This is a genomic window from Solilutibacter pythonis (genome assembly GCF_003697345.1).
GTDB classification, from domain to species: Bacteria; Pseudomonadota; Gammaproteobacteria; order Xanthomonadales; family Xanthomonadaceae; genus Solilutibacter; species Solilutibacter pythonis.
The window spans coordinates 21496-39336 of sequence record NZ_RFLY01000008.1 but is presented as its reverse complement, the minus strand read 5'-3'; the positions used below and the strand labels follow the sequence as shown (position 1 = coordinate 39336).

General features: G+C 65.7%; 23 protein-coding genes. 11 read left to right on the top strand and 12 right to left on the bottom strand.

The window, feature by feature from the left end; translation table 11 throughout:
- The first annotated feature begins 11 nt into the window (after positions 1–11).
- Genes EBB59_RS14555 through EBB59_RS06915 form a run of 3 tightly spaced genes read left to right on the top strand, consistent with a single transcriptional unit; the run spans position 12 to position 1683 of the window.
- Complete coding sequence (locus EBB59_RS14555; RefSeq protein ID WP_425451809.1) at positions 12–212, top strand: DUF1289 domain-containing protein; 201 nt, start codon at positions 12–14, stop codon at positions 210–212.
- A complete protein-coding gene (locus EBB59_RS06920) occupies positions 209–826 on the top strand; it encodes an NUDIX hydrolase (RefSeq protein WP_425451808.1) in 618 nt (205 codons plus the stop codon). Before EBB59_RS14555 ends, EBB59_RS06920 begins: the two co-directional genes overlap by 4 nt.
- The gene (locus EBB59_RS06915) at positions 823–1683 is read left to right on the top strand and encodes a sulfurtransferase (protein WP_122101425.1); all 861 of its coding nucleotides are present in this window, start codon (positions 823–825) and stop codon (positions 1681–1683) included. Before EBB59_RS06920 ends, EBB59_RS06915 begins: the two co-directional genes overlap by 4 nt.
- A 437-nt stretch (positions 1684–2120) precedes the next feature.
- Here the strand turns inward: EBB59_RS06915 and EBB59_RS06910 are convergent, their stop codons facing one another.
- Complete coding sequence (locus tag EBB59_RS06910) at positions 2121–2414, bottom strand: hypothetical protein (protein ID WP_122101424.1); 294 nt, start codon at positions 2412–2414, stop codon at positions 2121–2123.
- Between the two features lie 108 nt (positions 2415–2522).
- Between EBB59_RS06910 and speG the strand changes: the two genes are divergently transcribed.
- Positions 2523–3065, top strand: coding sequence for a spermidine N1-acetyltransferase (gene speG / locus EBB59_RS06905; RefSeq protein WP_122101423.1), 543 nt, complete (start codon positions 2523–2525; stop codon positions 3063–3065).
- Between the two features lie 30 nt (positions 3066–3095).
- Here speG and EBB59_RS06900 read toward each other — a convergent pair whose 3' ends face one another.
- The gene (locus tag EBB59_RS06900) at positions 3096–4019 is read right to left on the bottom strand and encodes a peptidylprolyl isomerase (protein WP_211327704.1); all 924 of its coding nucleotides are present in this window, start codon (positions 4017–4019) and stop codon (positions 3096–3098) included.
- Positions 4016–4492, bottom strand: coding sequence for a DUF1579 family protein (locus tag EBB59_RS06895; RefSeq protein WP_158601739.1), 477 nt, complete (start codon positions 4490–4492; stop codon positions 4016–4018). Before EBB59_RS06895 ends, EBB59_RS06900 begins: the two co-directional genes overlap by 4 nt.
- A 99-nt stretch (positions 4493–4591) precedes the next feature.
- On the opposite strand from EBB59_RS06895, the gene EBB59_RS06890 reads away from it, so the two are divergent.
- Together EBB59_RS06890 and EBB59_RS06885 are read left to right on the top strand one after the other, a co-directional pair.
- Positions 4592–4975: a PadR family transcriptional regulator gene (locus EBB59_RS06890; RefSeq protein WP_122101421.1), complete on the top strand. Its 384-nt coding sequence runs from the start codon at positions 4592–4594 to the stop codon at positions 4973–4975.
- The gene (locus EBB59_RS06885; protein ID WP_122101420.1) at positions 4972–5880 is read left to right on the top strand and encodes a sensor domain-containing protein; all 909 of its coding nucleotides are present in this window, start codon (positions 4972–4974) and stop codon (positions 5878–5880) included. Before EBB59_RS06890 ends, EBB59_RS06885 begins: the two co-directional genes overlap by 4 nt.
- Positions 5881–5919: 39 nt before the next feature.
- On the opposite strand, the gene EBB59_RS06880 is transcribed toward EBB59_RS06885, so the two are convergent.
- The 3 genes from EBB59_RS06880 to EBB59_RS06870 form a co-directional block, all read right to left on the bottom strand.
- Positions 5920–7167 (bottom strand): polyhydroxyalkanoate depolymerase, encoded by a 1248-nt coding sequence (locus EBB59_RS06880; RefSeq protein ID WP_122101525.1) that lies wholly within the window; start codon positions 7165–7167, stop codon positions 5920–5922.
- A gap of 102 nt (positions 7168–7269) precedes the next feature.
- Positions 7270–7674 (bottom strand): hypothetical protein, encoded by a 405-nt coding sequence (locus tag EBB59_RS06875; RefSeq protein WP_211327703.1) that lies wholly within the window; start codon positions 7672–7674, stop codon positions 7270–7272.
- Positions 7671–8267 carry a class I SAM-dependent DNA methyltransferase gene (locus EBB59_RS06870; protein ID WP_245979124.1) on the bottom strand — a complete coding sequence of 199 codons (597 nt, stop codon included), beginning with the start codon at positions 8265–8267 and terminating at the stop codon, positions 7671–7673. Before EBB59_RS06870 ends, EBB59_RS06875 begins: the two co-directional genes overlap by 4 nt.
- Positions 8268–8303: 36 nt before the next feature.
- On the opposite strand from EBB59_RS06870, the gene EBB59_RS06865 reads away from it, so the two are divergent.
- Positions 8304–8720: a CopD family protein gene (locus EBB59_RS06865; RefSeq protein WP_122101417.1), complete on the top strand. Its 417-nt coding sequence runs from the start codon at positions 8304–8306 to the stop codon at positions 8718–8720.
- A gap of 30 nt (positions 8721–8750) precedes the next feature.
- Here EBB59_RS06865 and EBB59_RS06860 read toward each other — a convergent pair whose 3' ends face one another.
- From EBB59_RS06860 to EBB59_RS06850, 3 genes are all read right to left on the bottom strand, one after another.
- A complete protein-coding gene (locus EBB59_RS06860) occupies positions 8751–9950 on the bottom strand; it encodes a patatin-like phospholipase family protein (protein WP_158601738.1) in 1200 nt (399 codons plus the stop codon).
- 277 nt (positions 9951–10227) lie between these two features.
- On the bottom strand, positions 10228–11019 hold the full coding sequence (locus EBB59_RS06855) for a 3-hydroxybutyrate dehydrogenase (RefSeq protein ID WP_211327702.1): 792 nt from the start codon (positions 11017–11019) through the stop codon (positions 10228–10230).
- A gap of 113 nt (positions 11020–11132) precedes the next feature.
- The gene (locus EBB59_RS06850; protein WP_122101415.1) at positions 11133–12848 is read right to left on the bottom strand and encodes an alkaline phosphatase family protein; all 1716 of its coding nucleotides are present in this window, start codon (positions 12846–12848) and stop codon (positions 11133–11135) included.
- Between the two features lie 113 nt (positions 12849–12961).
- Between EBB59_RS06850 and EBB59_RS06845 the strand changes: the two genes are divergently transcribed.
- The 3 genes from EBB59_RS06845 (at position 12962) to EBB59_RS06835 (ending at position 15191) form a co-directional block, all read left to right on the top strand.
- Positions 12962–14302: a dicarboxylate/amino acid:cation symporter gene (locus tag EBB59_RS06845; RefSeq protein WP_122101414.1), complete on the top strand. Its 1341-nt coding sequence runs from the start codon at positions 12962–12964 to the stop codon at positions 14300–14302.
- Positions 14303–14341: 39 nt separating this feature from the next.
- Positions 14342–14809 carry a ferritin-like domain-containing protein gene (locus EBB59_RS06840; RefSeq protein WP_122101413.1) on the top strand — a complete coding sequence of 156 codons (468 nt, stop codon included), beginning with the start codon at positions 14342–14344 and terminating at the stop codon, positions 14807–14809.
- Between the two features lie 115 nt (positions 14810–14924).
- Positions 14925–15191, top strand: a complete 267-nt coding sequence (locus EBB59_RS06835; RefSeq protein WP_122101412.1) for a DksA/TraR family C4-type zinc finger protein — start codon at positions 14925–14927, stop codon at positions 15189–15191.
- Positions 15192–15197: 6 nt separating this feature from the next.
- On the opposite strand, the gene EBB59_RS06830 is transcribed toward EBB59_RS06835, so the two are convergent.
- Complete coding sequence (locus tag EBB59_RS06830; RefSeq protein WP_122101411.1) at positions 15198–15686, bottom strand: NUDIX hydrolase; 489 nt, start codon at positions 15684–15686, stop codon at positions 15198–15200.
- A gap of 88 nt (positions 15687–15774) precedes the next feature.
- Here EBB59_RS06830 and EBB59_RS06825 point away from each other — a divergent pair, with 88 nt between their 5' ends.
- Positions 15775–16095 (top strand): hypothetical protein, encoded by a 321-nt coding sequence (locus tag EBB59_RS06825; protein ID WP_211327701.1) that lies wholly within the window; start codon positions 15775–15777, stop codon positions 16093–16095.
- 297 nt (positions 16096–16392) lie between these two features.
- On the opposite strand, the gene EBB59_RS06820 is transcribed toward EBB59_RS06825, so the two are convergent.
- Both EBB59_RS06820 and EBB59_RS06815 read right to left on the bottom strand, forming a co-directional pair.
- A complete protein-coding gene (locus tag EBB59_RS06820) occupies positions 16393–17055 on the bottom strand; it encodes a C40 family peptidase (protein ID WP_122101410.1) in 663 nt (220 codons plus the stop codon).
- 170 nt (positions 17056–17225) lie between these two features.
- The gene (locus EBB59_RS06815) at positions 17226–17771 is read right to left on the bottom strand and encodes a C40 family peptidase (protein WP_122101409.1); all 546 of its coding nucleotides are present in this window, start codon (positions 17769–17771) and stop codon (positions 17226–17228) included.
- Between the last annotated feature and the right edge of the window lie 70 nt (positions 17772–17841).

Sequence of the window (17841 nt, the reverse complement as noted above, 5' to 3'; positions counted from 1 at the left end):
ACCCAATGCCGATGAACGACCCGGTGAAGACCATCGAAAGCCCGTGCAGTGGCGTCTGCCAGTTGGACCCGGAGGGATTGTGTCTGGGGTGCCGGCGCAGCCGTGACGAGATTGCGCGTTGGCGATCCATGGACGATGGCGAACGCCGTCGCATCATGCACGAGGTGCTGCCGCGTCGTGGTTGGCAGTCGCTGTCGGTGGTTCCGCGATGAGTCCTGGGCTGGCCGACATCCTCCCGGCGTTGCGGCCGTTGCCGCGACCGCCGCTGGACGCGCCGTGGAACCGCGAGGGTATCGACGATCTGCTGCCGGCCACGCTGCGTGAGGCGGCGGTGCTGGTGGGGCTGGTGACGCGTGCCGAAGGCGCGCGGATACTCTTCACCCGCCGTACCGAGCACCTGCGCCATCACGGTGGCCAGGTCAGTTTCCCCGGTGGCGCGGTGGAGCCGTGCGATGCAGGCGTGGTTGCCGCGGCGCTGCGCGAAACCCGTGAGGAAATCGGTATCGGCGATCCCGAGGTGGTACCGCTCGGGTTTCTCGATCCGATGGCGACCGTCACCGGCTTCCGGGTGGTGCCCGTGGTGGCGCGGATCGATCCCGCTTATCGCGCCGTGCCCGACCCGGGCGAGGTGGCCGAGGTGTTCGAGTTGCCGCTGGATTTCGTTCTCGCGCCCGGTACTTTGTTCCATCAGGCGTTGTCGTGGCAGGGCCGGAAGCGCCGCGTTGCCGAACTGCGCCCATGGCCGGGGGCGGCGCACCCGCGTATCTGGGGCGCGACTGCGATGATCGTGGAGAATCTGCGCCACCGCCTGGAGAAATCGCGATGAAGATGCACCGGCAAACCCTGATCGATACCGCCACCCTGGCCGCCGCGTCCGGACGCGAGGATTGGGTGATCCTCGATTGCCGCGCGGTGCTGACCGACCGTGCCGCCGGCGCGCGGCTCCATGCCGAGGGCCACATTCCCGGCGCGCTCCACGCCGATCTGGAGGATCGCCTCTCCGACATGGCGCGAACGGGGCAGGGCCGCCATCCGTGGCCGTGCGCCGAGACGTTCGCGCGGACGCTGGCTGGCTGGGGCATCGCGCCCGACACGCAAGTGGTGGCCTACGATGCCGACAACGGCATGTACGCCGCCCGTGCCTGGTGCCTGCTGCGGTTGTTCGGTCATGTGCGGGTCGCGGTGCTGGATGGCGGGTTGAAAGCCTGGCGCGAGGCTGGCCTGCCGCTTTCCATCGAAGCCGCGCCACCGCGCGCGCGGGCCACGCCGTATCCGGGCGATTTCGATCGCGCCCGCCTGTTCGACCATGAGGATGTCATCGCCCATCTGGCTCACGGCGGGCTGCTGGTCGATGCCCGCGCACCGGAGCGTTTCGTCGGGGAGGTGGAGCCGATCGACCGGCGTGCCGGACACGTGCCGGGCGCGGTCAACCGGCCGTTCCCGACCAATCTCGGCGCCGATGGCCGCTTCAAGCCACGCGAGGCGCTGTTCGCTGAATTCGCCGCTCTGCTGGGCGGGCGCACGCCTTCCGATCTGGTGGCGATGTGCGGTTCCGGCGTCACCGCCTGCCATCACCTGTTGGCGATGGCGCATGCAGGGCTGGAGGGCGGCAAGCTCTACATGGGGTCGTGGAGCGGCTGGATTGATGACCCCGCGCGGCCCGTCGCCACGGGCGAAGGCTGATTCCGGCCGACCCCGGCGCCGCATCATGGCGGCCCGCTGACATCGATGCGGGTGCTCAAGCCGAGCGTGCCCGGTTAGCGCATCGGCACCGTCTTCAAGCCGGTCGCGCTCGGTCAGTGCATCGGCATCGTCTTCAAGCCGGTCGTGCTGGGTCAGCGCATTGGCACCGTCTTCAAGCCGGTCGTGCTGGGTCAGCGCATCGGCACCGTCTTCAAGCCGGTCGTGCTCGGTCATCGCCTGGGCGCCGTCTTCAAGCCGGTCGCGCCCGGTCATCGCCTGGGTATCGCCTCCAAACCGAGCGTGCTCGGTCAGGGCCTGGGTATCGTCTTCAAGCCGAGTGTGCTCGGTCAGTGCATCGGCACCGTCTTCAAGCCGATCGGCGGCGGGTGGGGGCCGGCGAGTCCGTGGCGTATCCCCCGGACTCAGGCGGTGTGCTTTCAGTCCTCCTCTTCCTCGAACTCGACCATGGCGTCGAGGTCGAAGGCCAACTCCTCCAGTACTTGGCGTACATGGCGGGCGGTCGAATCGTTGGGGGCGTCGATCTCGATCTCGTGGGCGTCCGGGCCGCGCACGTCGGAGAGGCCGGCCGAGCTGGAATCGGCATCGTCCATATGCGGCATCAGGTCGGCCACTTCCTCGACGTGTTCGATGCCGTCCAGGCTCTGCAACAGGTTGGTGATGGCGCGGATGTCGTCTTCGCTGCCGGTGATGCGTATGCGGAGGAGCGGCATGGGGTGTCTCGCTGGGAACCGCGCCCAGACTAGCAGCCTGGGCGAATGCGTGGGGAGGAAATCTATCGCACTGACGAAAACGCATCGCGCTGGAGGTAAGCTCGGGGTATGGAAACCGTCCGCGACGCCACCACACCGCCGGTCAGTCTGCGTCCGCTGGAGCGTGGCGATCTGCATTTCGTCCATCAGCTCAACAACAACCGCAACGTGATGGGTTACTGGTTCGAGGAGCCTTACGAATCGTTCGTGGAGTTGGAGGAGTTGTTCGCGAAGCACATCCATGACCAGAGCGAGCGCCGTTTCATCATCGAGGACGCCGCCTGCCAGCGGGTGGGGTTGGTGGAACTGGTCGAGATCAACCATCTGCACCGGCGCGCCGAATTCCTGGTCATGGTGGCGCCGGAGCACCAGCGCCGCGGCCATGCCGGCATCGCCACCTGTCTCGCCATCAACTATGCCTTTCGCGTGCTCAACCTCTACAAGCTCTATTTGTTGGTGGATGTCGACAACGCCGCCGCGATCCGCATCTACGAGCGCTGCGGCTTCCAGCGCGAGGGCTTGCTGAAGGACGAGTTCTTCAGCGACGGTCGCTATCGCAGCGCGTATCGCATGTGCCTGTTCCAGCACGAGGTGCTGGCGACGGATGGCTGATGCCGGGCTTTCCCGGCGTCACAGTGGCCATCAGGGCTTTTTCACCCGTACCGGGATGTTGATGTTGCACAGGTCGATATGGCCGGCCGCTCGCGCGTACCAGGCGTCGCGGCGGTTGCGGCGCGCCTCGACCACCGCGGCGAAGGCGGGGGCGTCGGTGCGCATCACTTCCAGCGCGACGCGCGCGTTTTCCGGCAGTGCGCTGCCCAGGCGGATGCGCTGGATCGGCGTGCGCAGCCCGGCGTTCTCGTAGAAGCCCATCGGTTCCGGCCCGCGCGGGATCGCGCTCAGGAATTCCATGCCCTGCAACACCCGCCCGACGGTGGTGATGTTGCGGTCCAGCCCGCGCGGTGATTGCCCGGTAACCACGTACAGCTCGGCGCCGATGCTGCTGTCTGGCGCATTGTCGCGGCCGGCGCCGAGGGTGCCGTAGCAATGCGCCAGCCAGGCGTCGCCCGATTCGCCCTCGCGCGCGGCGGGGAAGCCATCGACGAAGCCGGCCTGCGGCGCCCAGCCGTCGTGATCGGGCATGGCGGTGAATGCCAGGCCCTTGGCGCTGCGTTCGAATTCGGCGGGCAGTTTTTTCTCGACGCCTGAAGGAATCGGTCTGGCCTTGGCGCCGTCGTCGGCCTCGGCATCGCCGAATTGGATGACGAAGTTGTCCTGCGAGCGGTAGATCGAGGTGCCGTCCCAGAAGCCGGCCTTTGCCAGCCGGCGAATGTTTTCCACGTGCCTGGGCGCGAACTGCGGGGCGAGTTCGATGATGGCGCGGCGGCCATCGCCGAATTCCATGTAGAGCAGGTTGTCCGGCGCCGGGGTGCGCCAGGCGCTGGCCGGGGCGGTGTCGATGATTTCCTTGGCGCTGCGGTACTTGGGCGGGTCCGACGGGGCGGCGGCCTGCTGTGCGGCGGCGGCGGGGGCGAGCAGGGCGAATGCGAGTATGGCGTGCTTCACGCGTGCAGCCCCAGCCGTTCGTGGCGGTAGTCGGCATCGAGAAACGGTTCGAAGCCGGTTTCGCCCGGCCGCCTGACTTCGACGCTGAAGCGGTAGCGATCCGCGCCATCGAAGGCATAGCGGTGGCGCAGTGCGAGCTGCGGGGTTTCGTGCTCGAAGATCAGCGTTTCGCCTTCCCAGCGGCCATGCGCCGGCGTTAGCGGCGGCATATCGTGGCTGTCGAACCACCACCACAGCACGTCGCCGGAATCGGGGGCGATGGTCATCACCCCGTGGCCGCGAAACACGATTCGGCCCTCGACCTCCTGCCGGTATTCCTGCAACAGCACCAAGCCCTCGACATCGGGTTGGAAGCGCACATGTCCGGTGCTGGCCGGCGCATCTCCGGCATTCGCGCGCTCGGGGCCGCTCCAGGCGCCGATGAAACGGCGAAGGCGTTGATGGCCGGGGCCGGCCTTGGGTGACAGGCTCATCGGAGACTCCTTGGAAACCGAACCCGAGGATAGCGCGGGCATGGCCGACAATGACTAGTGGCACATTCTCTATATCGAAATCAACAATAGTATCGAAACATGAATAGCCAAACCGACAAGCCGAGCGACGACGAACTGCGCCTGCGCAAGTTCCAACGCGAGCTGTCCGTTGGCACCGTGGCGCTGGCGTTGCTGGCGGTGGTGGCGCGCTCGGGCGAGCCGATGTACGGCTATCAGATCGCCAAGGCGCTGGAGCAGGCCGGTGGCGTGCTGGCCGGCAAGCAGAGCGCGTTGTATCCGGTGCTGCGCAACCTGGAGGCTTCGGGCCTGCTGGAGAGTTTTGTCGAACCCTCGGTCAGCGGCCCGCCGCGCCGTTACTACCGCGCCACCGGCAGCGGGCGCGCCACGCTGCGCGACTGGAGCGAAGCCTGGCGCGCCACCCGCGATTCCGTCGATGCCGTGCTCAAGGGGAGCCTGAAATGAACACCGGACTGCCAACCACCATTCCCGCCTATCTGGCGCACCTCAGGCGCGCACTGGAAGGCGCCGACCCGGCGATGATCCAGGACGCCCTGTACGACGCCGAGGAATATCTGCGCGCCGAGCTGGCGGCCAATCCCGGCAAGTGCGAGGCCGAGGTGATCGCCGATGTCGCCGGCAGCTATGGCGACCCGGAGGAGGTTGCCGACATCTACCGCGACACCGAGGTCAAGGTGCGGGCCGCGTTGCGCACGCCAAACCCGCCTTCGAAGTGGCTGGACGGGCTTTCGCCGTGGCGGAGGATCTTTGGCGTGTTCACCGATCCGCGCAGTTACGGGGCGCTGTTCTACATGCTGCTGTCGCTGGGAACCGGCATCGCTTATTTCACCTGGACCGTCACCGGCATGAGCTTGTCGGCGGGGCTGATGATTCTGATCGTCGGGTTGCCTCTGTTCGTGCTGTTCATTGGCTTGAGCCGGTTGCTGGCGCTGGTGGAAGGGCGGCTGGTGGAGGCGTTGCTCGATGAGCGGATGCCGCGCCGCCCGCCCTATAGCGATGTCGGGATGCCATTGCTGAAACGGATCGGCGCGATGTTCACCGACCCGCGAACCTGGGGCACTTTCTTCTATTTCCTGCTGATGTTGCCGCTGGGCATCGCCTATTTCGTCGTGGCGTTGACCGGGCTGTCGGTTTCGTTGGGCTTGATGTTCGGGCCGCCGGCGCGGCTCTTGGGATTCCCCCTGAAGATCGATGTGGCGGGGAGCCAAGACCTGATCGGCCAATATCCATTCGCCGCGCCGCTGGTGATGCTGGCCGGTTTCCTGCTGTTGACGCTGGCCCTGCACGTCGCGCGCGGCATTGGCCGCCTGCACGGGATGCTGGCCAAGCAACTGCTGGTCAAGGTGTGAGGCGGCCGTGCCGGATGCCGGATGCGTCTGGCATGCCCGTCATTTGCCGCTGTTCGCGGCGATGAAGTCACGCACCTGCGGATAGACCTTGTGGCGCCAGCGGCGGCCGCTGAAGATCCCGTAATGGCCGGCGCCCTCGACGGTGACATGCCGCTTGCGGCTTTCCGGCACCTTGCCGCAAAGCGCGAGCGCCGCGCGGGTCTGGCCGGCGCCGGAGATGTCGTCCAGTTCGCCTTCGATGGTGAGTAGCGCGGTGTCTCCGATGGCGTTCGGGTCGACCTTCTCGCCACGGACCCGCCATAGCCCGCGCGGCAGCAGATAGTCCTGGAACACGGTGCGGATGGTGTCGAGGTAGTACTCGGCCGGCATGTCCAGCACGGCGTTGTATTCATCGTAGAAGCGGCGGTGCGAGGCGGCGGTTTCCTGGTCGCCCTTGATCAGGTCCTGGTAGTAGTCCCAGTGCGACATGGCATGGCGCTCCGGGTTCATCGCCACGAAGCCCATGTATTGCAGGAAGCCCGGGTACACCCGGCGGCCGCGGCCGGGATAATTGGCCGGCACGGTGTGGATCAGGTTTTGCTCGAACCACGACAGCGGCCGTTTCATCGCCAGCGCGTTGACCTGGGTCGGCGATTCGCGGGCGTCGATCGGGCCGCCCATCATGGTGAGGGTCTTGGGGGTCGGTTCGCCGCGCGAGGCCATCAGCGATACCGCGGCCAGCACCGGCACGGTCGGCTGGCAGACGCTGACCACGTGCAGACTCTCCACGCCGATATGACGGATGAATGCTTCGATGTAGGCCACGTAATCGTCCAGATGGAACGCGCCGGCCTCTTTCGGCACCATGCGGGCATCGGTCCAGTCGGTGATATAGACCTTGTGGTCCTTCAGCATCGTCTTGACGGTATCGCGCAAGAGCGTGCTGTGGTGGCCGGAAAGCGGGGCGACGATCAGCACCGTCGGGTCGTCCTTCATGCCGGCCAGGCCGTCTGCCTGATCGTGGTAGCGCTTGAAACGCAGCAGGCGGCAGAACGGCTTTTCCAAGGCGACCCGCTCGACCACGGGGATCGCCAGTCCATCGACCTCGATCTCGTGGATGCCGAACTCGGGTTTCTCGTAATCCTTGCCGATCCGGTGCATCAGCTCGTAGCCGGCGGCGATGCGCGGCGCGCCCGGCAGGCCGGAGAGCCAACTGCCCGGCGCGGTGTACATCTTGGCGATGGCTTCGGACCAGTAGGTGAGCGGCGCCATCCAGGCGCGGGCGGATTCGTGTATCTGGTAGAGCAGCATGGACATTCCTCTTTTATGCTGCGACGCAGCATACCTTGTCCGGGTGTGGATCGGGTATGTGTCGGTCGTGGCATGGATGCGTTGCCCGTCCTTGCCCGGTCAGCGGCGCGGTACGGGGGATGGGGTGGGCTCCAGCGCGTCCAGCATATCGGCCAGGTGGCAGCTTTTGCCCGGTTTCACGTTGTCGATGGTGGTGACGCGCAATTGCGATTCACCGTCGTTCTCATGGTATTCGCCGACGACGGTGAGCTGGATCGGGCCGCGATGCGTGCCCCAGCGCCGCAGGAACGTCGCCAAAGGGGCGCCATCGGCGGGCACGGGGGCGGCTTCGAGCAGGCGATACGTGCTGCGGATGGCGTCGCAGCGTTCGAGCCAGACATCTGTGCCGCTGTCTTCGGTCTTGAGCGTCCCCGTGTAGATGTCCGTCACCGCCAGCGCTGGCTGAGCGGACAGGCCGATCGATAGGCCGAGGATATGGGCCATGGCGTGCTTTCGGGGCGTCATGGCGCGGTTTCGAGGGAGGTGGCGTTTGCGGCCAGGGCCGGGCCCAGCCAGCCGTGTGAGCCGATCTGGACAAGGCCGGCGCGGCGGAAGCGCTGGCGGTACCAGCGGGCCGGACGGACGTGGAAGCCGTGTTCGTCGCCGGTCGCCTGGTCTTCGGCGGTGAAGGTTTCGAGGAAGGCCACGCCGCCGGTCAATTCGGCAAGCCCGGGCAGGCCACGGCCGAGTTCGCGTGCGTCGAGGTAGTGCAGCACGTCGCTGCACACCAGTAAATCGACCGGCGCGCACGGGCGCAGGTATTCGAAATCGGCGAAACGGGCGGGGCGCAGGTTGCGGCTGCGACCGTAGCGACGCACCGCGTATTCGCTGGCATCGAAACCGAGATAGTCGAGGTCGGGGAGCAGCTTCAGTAGCGGTGCGCGCCAGGCGCCTTCACCGCAGCCGATGTCGAGTACTGTCCCGATTGGCCGTTCCAGGTGGTATTCGGCCATCGCCACCGCCAGCGCGACCTTGCGCGCGAGCCGCCTGCCATCGCCGATGCCTTCGCGCCGGTACCAGCGGTCGAAGTATTCGCGGTCGTAGGTCTTGTCATTCATGCGTGGCATCCTATCGGCAATTCGTCGGAGCGCCGCATGTATCTTTGGATCAAGACTTTCCATCTGGTGTTCGTCATCGCCTGGATGGCGGTGCTGTTCTATCTGCCGCGCATCCTGGTCAACCTCGCCGAGGCCGGCGGGGAGCCCGCGGTGCATGCGCGGCTGGTGCTGATGGGCAGGCGGCTGGCGCGCTTCGGCCAGATCATGTTCGGCCTGTTGTTCGTGTTCGGCGCGTGGATGTGGATGGGCTATGGCATGAGTGGCGGTTGGTTGCATGCCAAGCTGACCCTGGTGGCGTTGCTGTTCGCCTACGGCATCGTGATCGGCCGATGGCTGAAGGGCGCGGAGGCGGGGCGGTCGCTGCCGTCATCGCGCGCGTTGCGGCTGGTCAACGAGTTGCCGCTGCTGGCATTGGTGCCGATCGTCTGGCTGGTGCTGGCCAAGCCGTTCTGAGCCGAATGAAGGGCGTTGCTTGCCGCACGCTCAGAAACGCGTCAGCCTGCGTTTCTGTTCCTGGCGGTGGATGTCGTGCACGGCGTAGCCGGCGTCGCGGTCGGGCAGGTCGAACCACTCGGTGCGTTGCAGCGTGGCGCGGGTATCGTGCAGGCCGCTTTGCCAGTGGTTTTCCATGGAAAACCGGCCGAAGGCGTAATCCTTGAATTGTTGTTCGTGCGGCCGGGCCTGATAGATCAGATGGAAGATGTTGAACACGCGGTCATCCATCCAAGGGGCCAGCGCCTCGCGCATGTTTTCTGGCAGTTGCTTGCCAGGCAGTCTTTCGATCAGCTCGTTGAGCGCGGTGCGCAACTGCTGGGTACGGGCCACCATGTCGGTGCCGTGCCGGGTGCGGCTCGAGTATTGGATGTCCTTGCCGCGTTCCAGCACGTCCATCATGGTTTGTGGCTTCGGCCCGCTGGCGCTCCATAGATCGACCTGGAAAGCGAGCGTGTCCCGCCGCGGCCAGTCATCGAGGATGTGCTCCAGCGGCGTATTGGAGACGATGCCGCCATCCCAGTAGAAGCGACCTTCGATTTCCACCGGCGCGAACGCTGGCGGCAGCGCGCCCGAGGCCAGGACGTGCTTTGGCCCGATCCGGGTCTCGCGGCTGTCGAAATAGCGGAAATTGCCGCTTTCGACATCGGTGACGCCGACGGTCAGGCGGACGTCGGCGTCACCGTTGATCCGGTCGAAATCGACGAGTCGTTCGAGTGTCGCCAGCAGTGGGGTGGTGTCGTAGAAGCTGGTCGCCTGCGGGCTGCCGTCGGAAAGCAGGAAGGGGGAGGCCGGCCAGGGTTCGAAGAAGCCGCGCTGCCCCTGCCAGAGCGCGGCCAATGCGCTCATGGTGGCGGCCCAGGTTTCCAGCGCCGGGTTCATCGGCAGCATGGCCAGCCCGGCGCGGATAGAGATCGCCGGCCAGGTGGCGAGCCCGGCCGGTTCGCAGATGGTTTCCCAGAAGTCGCGCAGGCGTTCGATACGGTCTTCCGGGCGGTTGCCGGCGATGATCGCCGCGTTGATGGCCCCGATCGAGATACCGGCGTACCAGTTGGGGCGGATGGCGGCTTCGTTCAATGCTTGGTACACCCCGCACTGGTAGGCGCCGAGCGCGCCGCCACCCTGCAATACCAGGGCGATGGCGGGATATTGTGCGATTCTGCCGTGCAGGCGTTTGGATGCGTCCTTCATGGTGTTCCCGGTTTGAACATGGATGGATGCCGCCGCGTCGCATCGTCGTGCGGCCGAAGCATGCTTCGTTTCCGGCCCCGGAACTGGGCTGTGCCGTGTCTTCTTGCGGGGATCGACGTTGCCGGGCTCGGGACGCCCCCTTCCCCCAACTCGCTTCCTCAAGGGCGCGGAAAGCGTGTCCATGTCTACTCGTGCGAATCCACGGCTACGCTTTCCCGAGCCCCGAGCCCCGAGCCCCGAGCCCCGAGCCCCGAGCCCCGAGCCCCGAGCCCCGAATTCACTGCATATGCCAGCCATGGCTGACCGCGATGCTCTGGCCGGTCAGCGCATTGGTTTCGAACGCGGCCAGGAACAGCGCGACGTTGGCGACGTCGTCCACCGTGGTGAATTCGAAATCCACGGTATTTTTCAGCATGATGTTCTTGATGACCTCTTCTTCGCTGAGGCCGAATTCCTTGGCCTGCTCGGGGATCTGTTTTTCCACCAACGGCGTGCGCACGAAGCCTGGGCAGATCACGTTGGCGCGGATACCCAGCGGGCCGCCTTCCTTCGCCACCGTGCGGGCCAAGCCCAGTAGGCCGTGCTTGGCGGTGACGTAGGGCGCTTTCAGCGGCGAGGCTTCCAGCGAATGCACGCTGCCCATGTAGATGATGGCGCCGCCGGCCTTGCGCTTCTCCATGTCGCGCATGGCCTCGCGAGTGGTGAGGAAGGCGCCGTCGCAGTGGATCGCCAGCATCTTCTTCCAGTCGGCCAGCGGGAAATCGGTGATCTTGTGGATGATCTGGATGCCCGCGTTCGACACCAGCACGTCGATCCGGCCGTATTTCGCGATGGCCTGGGCGAAGCCTTCGATCACCTGCGCCTCGTCGGTGACGTCCATCGCCACCGCCAGCGCCTCGCCGCCGGCCTCGCGGATGGCCCGCGCGGTGGCCTCGGCGGCGTCCAGCTTGAGGTCGGCGATGACCACCTTGCCGCCGGCTTCGGCGTAGACCTCGGCGATGCGCTTGCCGATGCCGCTGGCCGCGCCTGTGACCAGGCAGACTTTGTCGTCCAGATTGATGTGGGTCATGTTGGAAGCTCCTTTGGGTGTGCGCCGCGGCCATGCTCCGCCGCGTGTGGTGGGGGAGGGTGAAGGCCCAGAATGAACGAAGCCGGCGCTGGCCGGCATCGTCCGAAAGGGCATCAGCGCTTGACCGGGGTGGCGAATTTCCCCGGTGACGGCAGCTCGGTGGGTACGCCCCCGGCATTGCAGTGGCCGGTGTCGCATACCGCTTTTCGCAGGCGAGGGTGGGCTTGGAGCAGGAAATGGAAAATGGTGTTCTGCTCCACGCTGCCGCGTACCGCCTGGCTGCCGGGGCCGCGCGCCCAGATGCCGACATCGTCGCCACCGTGGGTTTCCGAGCGCATCGGGATCATCGATTCCTGTAGGTAGTCGGGGTGCTCGGTATCGATGTCGGTCAGGTCGGGCCGGCCGCGCTCGGCTACCTGCCAGCCGCTGGATTCGCGGTTGGCTCGTTTCGGGCCCTCGGTCTGTTGGTCGTTGGCGCCGGCGTAGCCCGGGCCGTTGGCGTAGTTGAGCGTGGTGTAGGGCAGGCCGGTGGCGTCGCGGGCATATTGGGTCGGGTCGCCATCCTCGCCGCTACCGCCCTTGACCTTGCCCAGGATCGGGTTGCCGCGCGCCGGGTAGCCGACGAAGTTCATCGTGTGCGCGTGGTCGGCGGTGACCAGGATCAGGGTGTCGGCTTCATCGGTCATCTCGGTGGCGGTGCGCACCGCGTCCGACAGGGCGATGGTGTCGACCAGGGCGCGATAGGCGTTGCCTTCGTGGTGGGCATGATCGATGCGCCCGCCTTCCACCAGCAGCACGTAGCCTTCCGGGTTGCTGCGCAGGCGGGCGATGGCGGCGCGCGTCATCTCGGCCAGCGTCGGTTCGCCGGCCTTGTCCTGCGGGCGGTCGTGCTCGTAATGCATGTGGTCGGGTTCGAACAGGCCGAGCAGCGGGGCGTTGGCGGGGGCTTCGGCCAGTTGCCTGGCGTTCCAGACGTAAGCGCCCTCGGGGTGGCGGCTCTTCCATTGGGCGATCAGGTCACGGCCATCCAGGCGCTCGCCGACTTTGTCGTCGTATTCCGGGTCGCGTTGATCGACCGGCATGAAATTCTTGCGGCCGCCGCCCATCAGCACGTCCGGCCCGTTGCCGAAATCGGATTCGATCATTTGCCGGGCGATGTCGTGGCAGCCGAAATCGCGCGCCTCCTGCGGCAGGTCGGTGTCGCTCTCCCAATTACGGTCGGCACTGTGGCTGAACGTGGCGCCGGGGGTGGCGTGGGTGACGCGGGTGGTGGTGATCACGCCGGTGGAGAGGCCGTTGGCGGCGGCCAGTTCCCACAGCGTCAACATCGGCGATTTGCGCGCGGCGGCGCAGTCGCCGCGCGGCGCGTCCTGGCCGATCGAAAGCACGCCCATGCGGGTCTTCACGCCGGTGGCCATCGCGGTCATGGTGCCGGCGGAATCCGGCGTCTGCGCGTTGGTGTTGTAAGTGCGGCTGAGCGCGGTGGCGGGGAATTCTTCCCAGGCCAGTTTCTGCTCCTCGCCCGGGCGGCCGGCGCGCTGGCCTTCCAAGATGCGCGCGGCGGCGACCGTGGGTAGGCTCATGCCGTCGCCGACGAACAGGATCAGGTTCTTCGCCCGTCCCGCCGTCGCGCCGCGCTGGGAGGCCTGGGCGGCGCCGTGGCGGAACCACCAGGCCGGGGTTTCGCCGTCCGGGCGCTGGATCGAGGGGACATCGACGTGGATCGCGGGCGCGGATGCGCGGGTGGGCGCGCCGGCGGCGCAGGCGGACAGCACGGTGGCGGCGAGTGCGGCAAGCAGCGGCGTGATGGAAGGAGGTACGTGGGGCATCGGAAAGTCGGTCGCGGGCTAATGCGGAATACGCATTATGAAGTGCCGATGTGACGCTTGGTGGGCGGCGGGCGCTGGGGTATCGTCGCCGGATCGTGTCCAGGGGTTGACCCATGTTCGACTGGTGGTTCCGTATCAAGTTCTGGAAGCGGGTGTTGCTCGGCTTCGCGCTCGGCATGTTGGCGGGATGGTGGCTCGGGCCCAACGCCGAGACCTGGTTCGGCTGGCTGGGCAATCTCTACGTCACGTTGATCAAGATGATCGCGGTGCCGCTGGTGTTCTTCGCGGTGATCAGCGCGGTCTCGGCGCTGTCCGGGCAGAAATCGATGGCGGCGTTGGGTGGGCGCACCTTCCTGTGGTTCGCTTTCACCGCGGTGTTGGCGGTGCTGGTCGGCATCGGCGCGGGGTTGATCTTGAAACCCGGTAGCGGAGTGAGCCAACTGGCGGTGGCCGAGAACTGGACGCAGCGCGACGTGCCCAGCGTGATGCAGGTATTGCTGGGCGTGGTGCCGGACAACCTGTTCTACGCGCTGGCCGGCATTGGCACCCGGGTCAACGCGGCCGGCGAAACCGTGCTGGCCGCCGGCCGGGGGTCGATCCTGCCGGTGATCTTCGTGGCCGGGTTGATCGGCTTCGCCATCGTCAGGCTGGGCGACAAGGTGGCGGAGACCCGCAAGATCGCCGCTCAACTGAGCGATATCTGGATCCAGATCACCCGCTATGTGCTGGAGTTCACGCCGTTTGGCACCTTCGGCCTGATTGCCGCGCTGGTCGGCACTTATGGTTTCGAGAAGCTGCTGCCGCTCGGCAGTTTCGTCATCGCGCTGTACGTGGCCTGCGCCTTCCATATCGTGGTGGTTTATACCGGCCTGCTGCTGGCGCACGGGCTCAATCCGCTCAAGTTCTTCAAGGGCGCGGCGCCGGCGATGGAGGTGGCGTTCGTGGCCTCGTCGAGCTTCGCGGCGCTGCCGGTCTCGCTGCGCGCGGCCACCCACAACCTTGGCGTGAACAAGGATTACGCAAGCTTCGCGGTGCCGCTGGGCGCCAGCATCAAGATGGATGGTTGTGGCGCGATCTACCCGGCGCTGGCGGCGGTGTTCATCAGCCAATACATGGGCATCGACCTTACCCTCAACCAGTATCTGGTCATCATGCTGGCCTCGGTGCTGGGCAGTTTCGGCACCGCCGGCGTGCCGGGCACGGCGGTGGTGATGGCGACGGTGGTGCTGACCGCCGCCGGCCTGCCGCTGGAAACCATCGGTTATCTCTACGCGATCGATCGCGTGCTGGACATGATGCGGACGATGACCAACGTCACCGGCCAGGTATTGGTGCCGGTGCTGGTGGCGAAGGAAACCGGCATGCTCGACCGTGAGGTGTACGAAGCCGCCCCGACCGACGTGGGAATCGAGGTGGATTCGCATTCCGACACGCCGGGCAAGGGTGAGTCATAATCAGCGGGAATCTTCAAACTAACTAATCAGGAGGCACCCATGAGTCGCACCATCGATCCCGCCATCAAGGCCCAGGCCATTGATACGCTCAATACCATCATGGAGCTGGAACTCGCCGGCGTGGTGCGTTACACGCATTATTCGCTGATGGTTTACGGCTATAACCGTATTCCGATCGTTTCGTGGATGAAATCGAATGCCGACGAATCGCTTTCGCACGCACACAAGGCGGGCGAACTGGTGACTTTGCTCGGTGGCCATCCTTCGCTGAAGATCGGGCCGCTGTTGGAAACCGAACAGCACGACATCGGCGACATGCTGCGCGAAAGCTTGGCGCACGAGGAAAAAGCCCTGAAGGCGTATTACGAATTGTTGGATCTGGTCGAGGGCAAGTCGGTATTGCTGGAGGAATATGCCCGGCAGATGATCGAGAGCGAGGAACTGCACGCCGACGAGGTCAACAAGATGCTGCGTCGTCCGGGCGACATCGCGCCGTTCAAGGGCTGATGCCGGTACCGTCGGGCGCATGTCGCCCGACAGGCGCTTGAAGCACGGGCAATGAAGCCCGATATTGGAAGGCGAAGGTAATCCCTTCGCCTTCCGTATTTCTGGAGCAGATGACATGGCCACGGGCTGGGCCGGCGATGGTGCCGTGCAGGAGCAGATCGACGCCACGGTGAAGGATGCCATCGCACGGGCGCGCAGCCGCCTGCCGACCGGCGAGAGCCTGCGCCATTGCGAAGCCTGTGATGCGCCCATCCCCGAGGCGCGGCGCCAGGCGATTGCCGGCGTGCGTCTGTGCGTGCCCTGTCAGGAAACGCGCGATGCCGGAGAGGCGGCCCATGGCGGCTACAACCGTCGTGGCAGCAAGGATTCTCAGCTGCGCTGAGACGCCTCACATCCGCGAGAATTGCCAGCTCAGCGGACGGCCGTCGCGGTAGGGCATGACGCCGTGAAAGGCGCGTTGGTCGTCATCGAACACCAGCGGTAGGAAATGGCGGTCGCCTTCCCACATCGGCAGTTCGTGCAGGCGCTCCAGCGGTACCCATTCCAGAGGGCCTTCCGGGTTTTCCGAATACGGTTCGCCCTCGAAGGCGGTGATGAGGAAGACGAAGCCAAGCCAGTCTTCGCCGCGCTTGCCGAAACCGGGCCAACTGATGGTGCCGCGCAACTCCAACGCGGTGCATTCGATGCCCGCTTCTTCGCGGATTTCGCGGATCATCCCAGCCAGCACGTCCTCGTCCGCCTCCAGTTTGCCGCCCAGACCATTGTATTTGCCGAGGTGCTCGTCGTCGGCGCGGGCGTTCCGGTGCACCATCAGCACCTGTTCGCGGTCGGGCGAGAGGATGTAACCGAGGGTACCGATGATCGGGGTATAAGGCATCCGGGCATTTTACCCGAGCCTGCCGGGCGGTCACGATAGGTCCACGCCATGACAGGCGGTATCGGCCTCCGAGCCATGGAGTCGCGCCATGTGCGAAGGAAGCTGCCAGTGTGGGCGAACCCGCTTCGGTGTCGATGCGGGCGACATGCAGGCCGTGATGGAATGCAACCGCTCGCATTGCCAGTGCAAGGGCTATCTGCTTTGGTTCCTGCCGCGTACCGCGTTGTCGACCGAGTCGGGAGTAATGCGCTTTCCACTTGCGCGTTCAATAAGCACCTCATCCAGCCCAAGTTTTGCCCGACCTGTGGATGCGCTCTCTGGATGCCCCATAGCGATCAACGTGCGCTGCCAGGAGTGCATCGAGCTGGCCGGGTTGCCAAGTCAAGCGATTGATGGCCGCTCGCTTTGATGCCGTGGCCATGACGTTCCGTCGCCACTCACGGCCGGCCGGATCGGCAGTCGCCGCGTGACTGGATCGTCTGCGTGGTGTTGGGCGGGATAGTGGAAGCTTGATGCCGACGCGCTCGCACAACCGGGGACTCAGGGGGCTGGTCGAATGCGGGTTGGGGGCGCCCGGCCACTGAGTTGAGTACTGTCGCCGGGCAGGGGATGTCGATGGACGGCGGCATGGGGATTTCATGCCGGTGGTTTTGGAACGAGAAGGCCGCCTTTCGGCGGCCTCAAAACGATCGCGGGGTGGGGTGGCTCAGCCGTGGGTGGCGACGCGGCGCGCCTGCATGAATTTGCCGGACCAGTAGCCGGTATCCATCCGTGAGACCATCACGTCCTTGCCGGTACGCGGGGCATGGACGAACTGGCCGTTGCCGAGGTAAATGCCGACGTGGTCGATGCGGCGGCCGCTGCGGCTGAAGAACACCAGGTCGCCTTCGTTCATCTGGTCGCGGTTGACGCGTTCGCCACGGGTGGCCATTTCGCGAGAGACGCGCGGCAGCTCCACGCCCAACGCGGTACGGAACACGTAGCCGACCAAGCCGCTGCAATCGAAGCCGTCGGTGCCGGTACCGCCCCAGCGGTAGGGGGTGCCGAGCAGGGCGAGCGCGCCCTTCAGCAACTTTTGTACGCGATTTTGGGTGGGGGCGTTGGTGACTTGGGCGGCGTTGCCCATGGGCATCAGCACGATGTTGTCGGGTACCGCGGAGTTGTCGAAACTGGCCATGACCGATTTGCTGGCGGCGGCCGTCTGTAGGGTCTGGACATCGGTGCCGCGTACAGCGGGGAGATCGGTGGCGGCCATCGCCGGCGCGGAAAGCGCGGCCAGGAGAACGATGGCGGAAACCGGAAGGAATCGGGTCTTGCGGGAAGCGTCTTGCTGGGCGCCGGAGCGGCCGGGGAGAAGCTTTGACTTCATCACGCGGTCTTCACTGTGCTAAATCAGCGGTGAGTTTGCCGATACGCGTGGTAAGAGTTGTTCTGTTTTCGTTAAATTAAGGTTAATTTGCGTGATTATTGTCACAAAAATTGACTTTTGGCTCACCGGGCTGCCATTCCGCCTTCATTTACATGACCGATAGCCCTCATTTATTTCAAGCTGGCCAGTACGCGCCGGGCACCGGCATAGCGGGCCTGCCAGTAGCGGCCGTCGAGCTGTTCCATCCGTACCGTGCCTCCGGTGCGCGGGGCGTGGATGAAGCGGCCATCGCCGACGTAGATGCCGACATGCGTGACCACGCCGCCGCTGGCGAAGAACACCAGGTCGCCGGTGGCCAGGCCGGTGTCGTCCACCGCGGGCGCCGCCAGTGCCGATAATTCGCGCGAGGTGCGCGGCAGGCGCAGATCCAGCATGTCGCGGAACACGTAGTTGACCAGCCCGCTACAGTCGAAGCCGCTTTCGGGTGTGTTGCCACCCCAGACATAGGGCGTGCCGACCAGGCTGATGGCGCGCATCAGCACGGCGTTGGCGAGCATCGCACGATCGAGCGTGACGCCGGTGCCGGGCGTGGCGGCGGGGCCGTTTTCCGCGGCCGGGCTGGCCGGGGCGGCGAGGATCAGCAGCAAGGGCAGTAAGCCCAGGCATGGGTGCCGCGCTGGCGTCGCTTGCATGCTGCCGGGATAATGGGCGGTCATACGGGTTTCCCTGAGCCGGTATCGGCGCAAGTTTGAACCCATTCCTCCTTCACTTTCAAGTGCTTACTGC

What these genes read in the sequence shown, in the direction of transcription:
- EBB59_RS06890 (WP_122101421.1), top strand. Translation starts at nt 4,592, where the DNA reads ATGAATAGCCAAACCGACAAGCCGAGCGACGACGAACTGCGCCTGCGC.
- EBB59_RS06855 (WP_211327702.1), bottom strand. Translation starts at nt 11,019, where the DNA reads ATGACCCACATCAATCTGGACGACAAAGTCTGCCTGGTCACAGGCGCG.
- EBB59_RS06850 (WP_122101415.1), bottom strand. Translation starts at nt 12,848, where the DNA reads ATGCCCCACGTACCTCCTTCCATCACGCCGCTGCTTGCCGCACTCGCC.
- EBB59_RS06915 (WP_122101425.1), top strand. Translation starts at nt 823, where the DNA reads ATGAAGATGCACCGGCAAACCCTGATCGATACCGCCACCCTGGCCGCC.
- EBB59_RS06820 (WP_122101410.1), bottom strand. Translation starts at nt 17,055, where the DNA reads ATGAAGTCAAAGCTTCTCCCCGGCCGCTCCGGCGCCCAGCAAGACGCT.
- EBB59_RS06920 (WP_425451808.1), top strand. Translation starts at nt 209, where the DNA reads ATGAGTCCTGGGCTGGCCGACATCCTCCCGGCGTTGCGGCCGTTGCCG.
- EBB59_RS06870 (WP_245979124.1), bottom strand. Translation starts at nt 8,267, where the DNA reads ATGAATGACAAGACCTACGACCGCGAATACTTCGACCGCTGGTACCGG.
- EBB59_RS06865 (WP_122101417.1), top strand. Translation starts at nt 8,304, where the DNA reads ATGTATCTTTGGATCAAGACTTTCCATCTGGTGTTCGTCATCGCCTGG.
- EBB59_RS06860 (WP_158601738.1), bottom strand. Translation starts at nt 9,950, where the DNA reads ATGAAGGACGCATCCAAACGCCTGCACGGCAGAATCGCACAATATCCC.
- EBB59_RS06830 (WP_122101411.1), bottom strand. Translation starts at nt 15,686, where the DNA reads ATGCCTTATACCCCGATCATCGGTACCCTCGGTTACATCCTCTCGCCC.
- EBB59_RS06840 (WP_122101413.1), top strand. Translation starts at nt 14,342, where the DNA reads ATGAGTCGCACCATCGATCCCGCCATCAAGGCCCAGGCCATTGATACG.
- EBB59_RS06825 (WP_211327701.1), top strand. Translation starts at nt 15,775, where the DNA reads ATGTGCGAAGGAAGCTGCCAGTGTGGGCGAACCCGCTTCGGTGTCGAT.
- EBB59_RS06885 (WP_122101420.1), top strand. Translation starts at nt 4,972, where the DNA reads ATGAACACCGGACTGCCAACCACCATTCCCGCCTATCTGGCGCACCTC.
- EBB59_RS06845 (WP_122101414.1), top strand. Translation starts at nt 12,962, where the DNA reads ATGTTCGACTGGTGGTTCCGTATCAAGTTCTGGAAGCGGGTGTTGCTC.
- EBB59_RS06910 (WP_122101424.1), bottom strand. Translation starts at nt 2,414, where the DNA reads ATGCCGCTCCTCCGCATACGCATCACCGGCAGCGAAGACGACATCCGC.
- EBB59_RS06895 (WP_158601739.1), bottom strand. Translation starts at nt 4,492, where the DNA reads ATGAGCCTGTCACCCAAGGCCGGCCCCGGCCATCAACGCCTTCGCCGT.
- EBB59_RS06815 (WP_122101409.1), bottom strand. Translation starts at nt 17,771, where the DNA reads ATGACCGCCCATTATCCCGGCAGCATGCAAGCGACGCCAGCGCGGCAC.
- EBB59_RS06875 (WP_211327703.1), bottom strand. Translation starts at nt 7,674, where the DNA reads ATGACGCCCCGAAAGCACGCCATGGCCCATATCCTCGGCCTATCGATC.
- speG (WP_122101423.1), top strand. Translation starts at nt 2,523, where the DNA reads ATGGAAACCGTCCGCGACGCCACCACACCGCCGGTCAGTCTGCGTCCG.
- EBB59_RS06835 (WP_122101412.1), top strand. Translation starts at nt 14,925, where the DNA reads ATGGCCACGGGCTGGGCCGGCGATGGTGCCGTGCAGGAGCAGATCGAC.
- EBB59_RS14555 (WP_425451809.1), top strand. Translation starts at nt 12, where the DNA reads ATGAACGACCCGGTGAAGACCATCGAAAGCCCGTGCAGTGGCGTCTGC.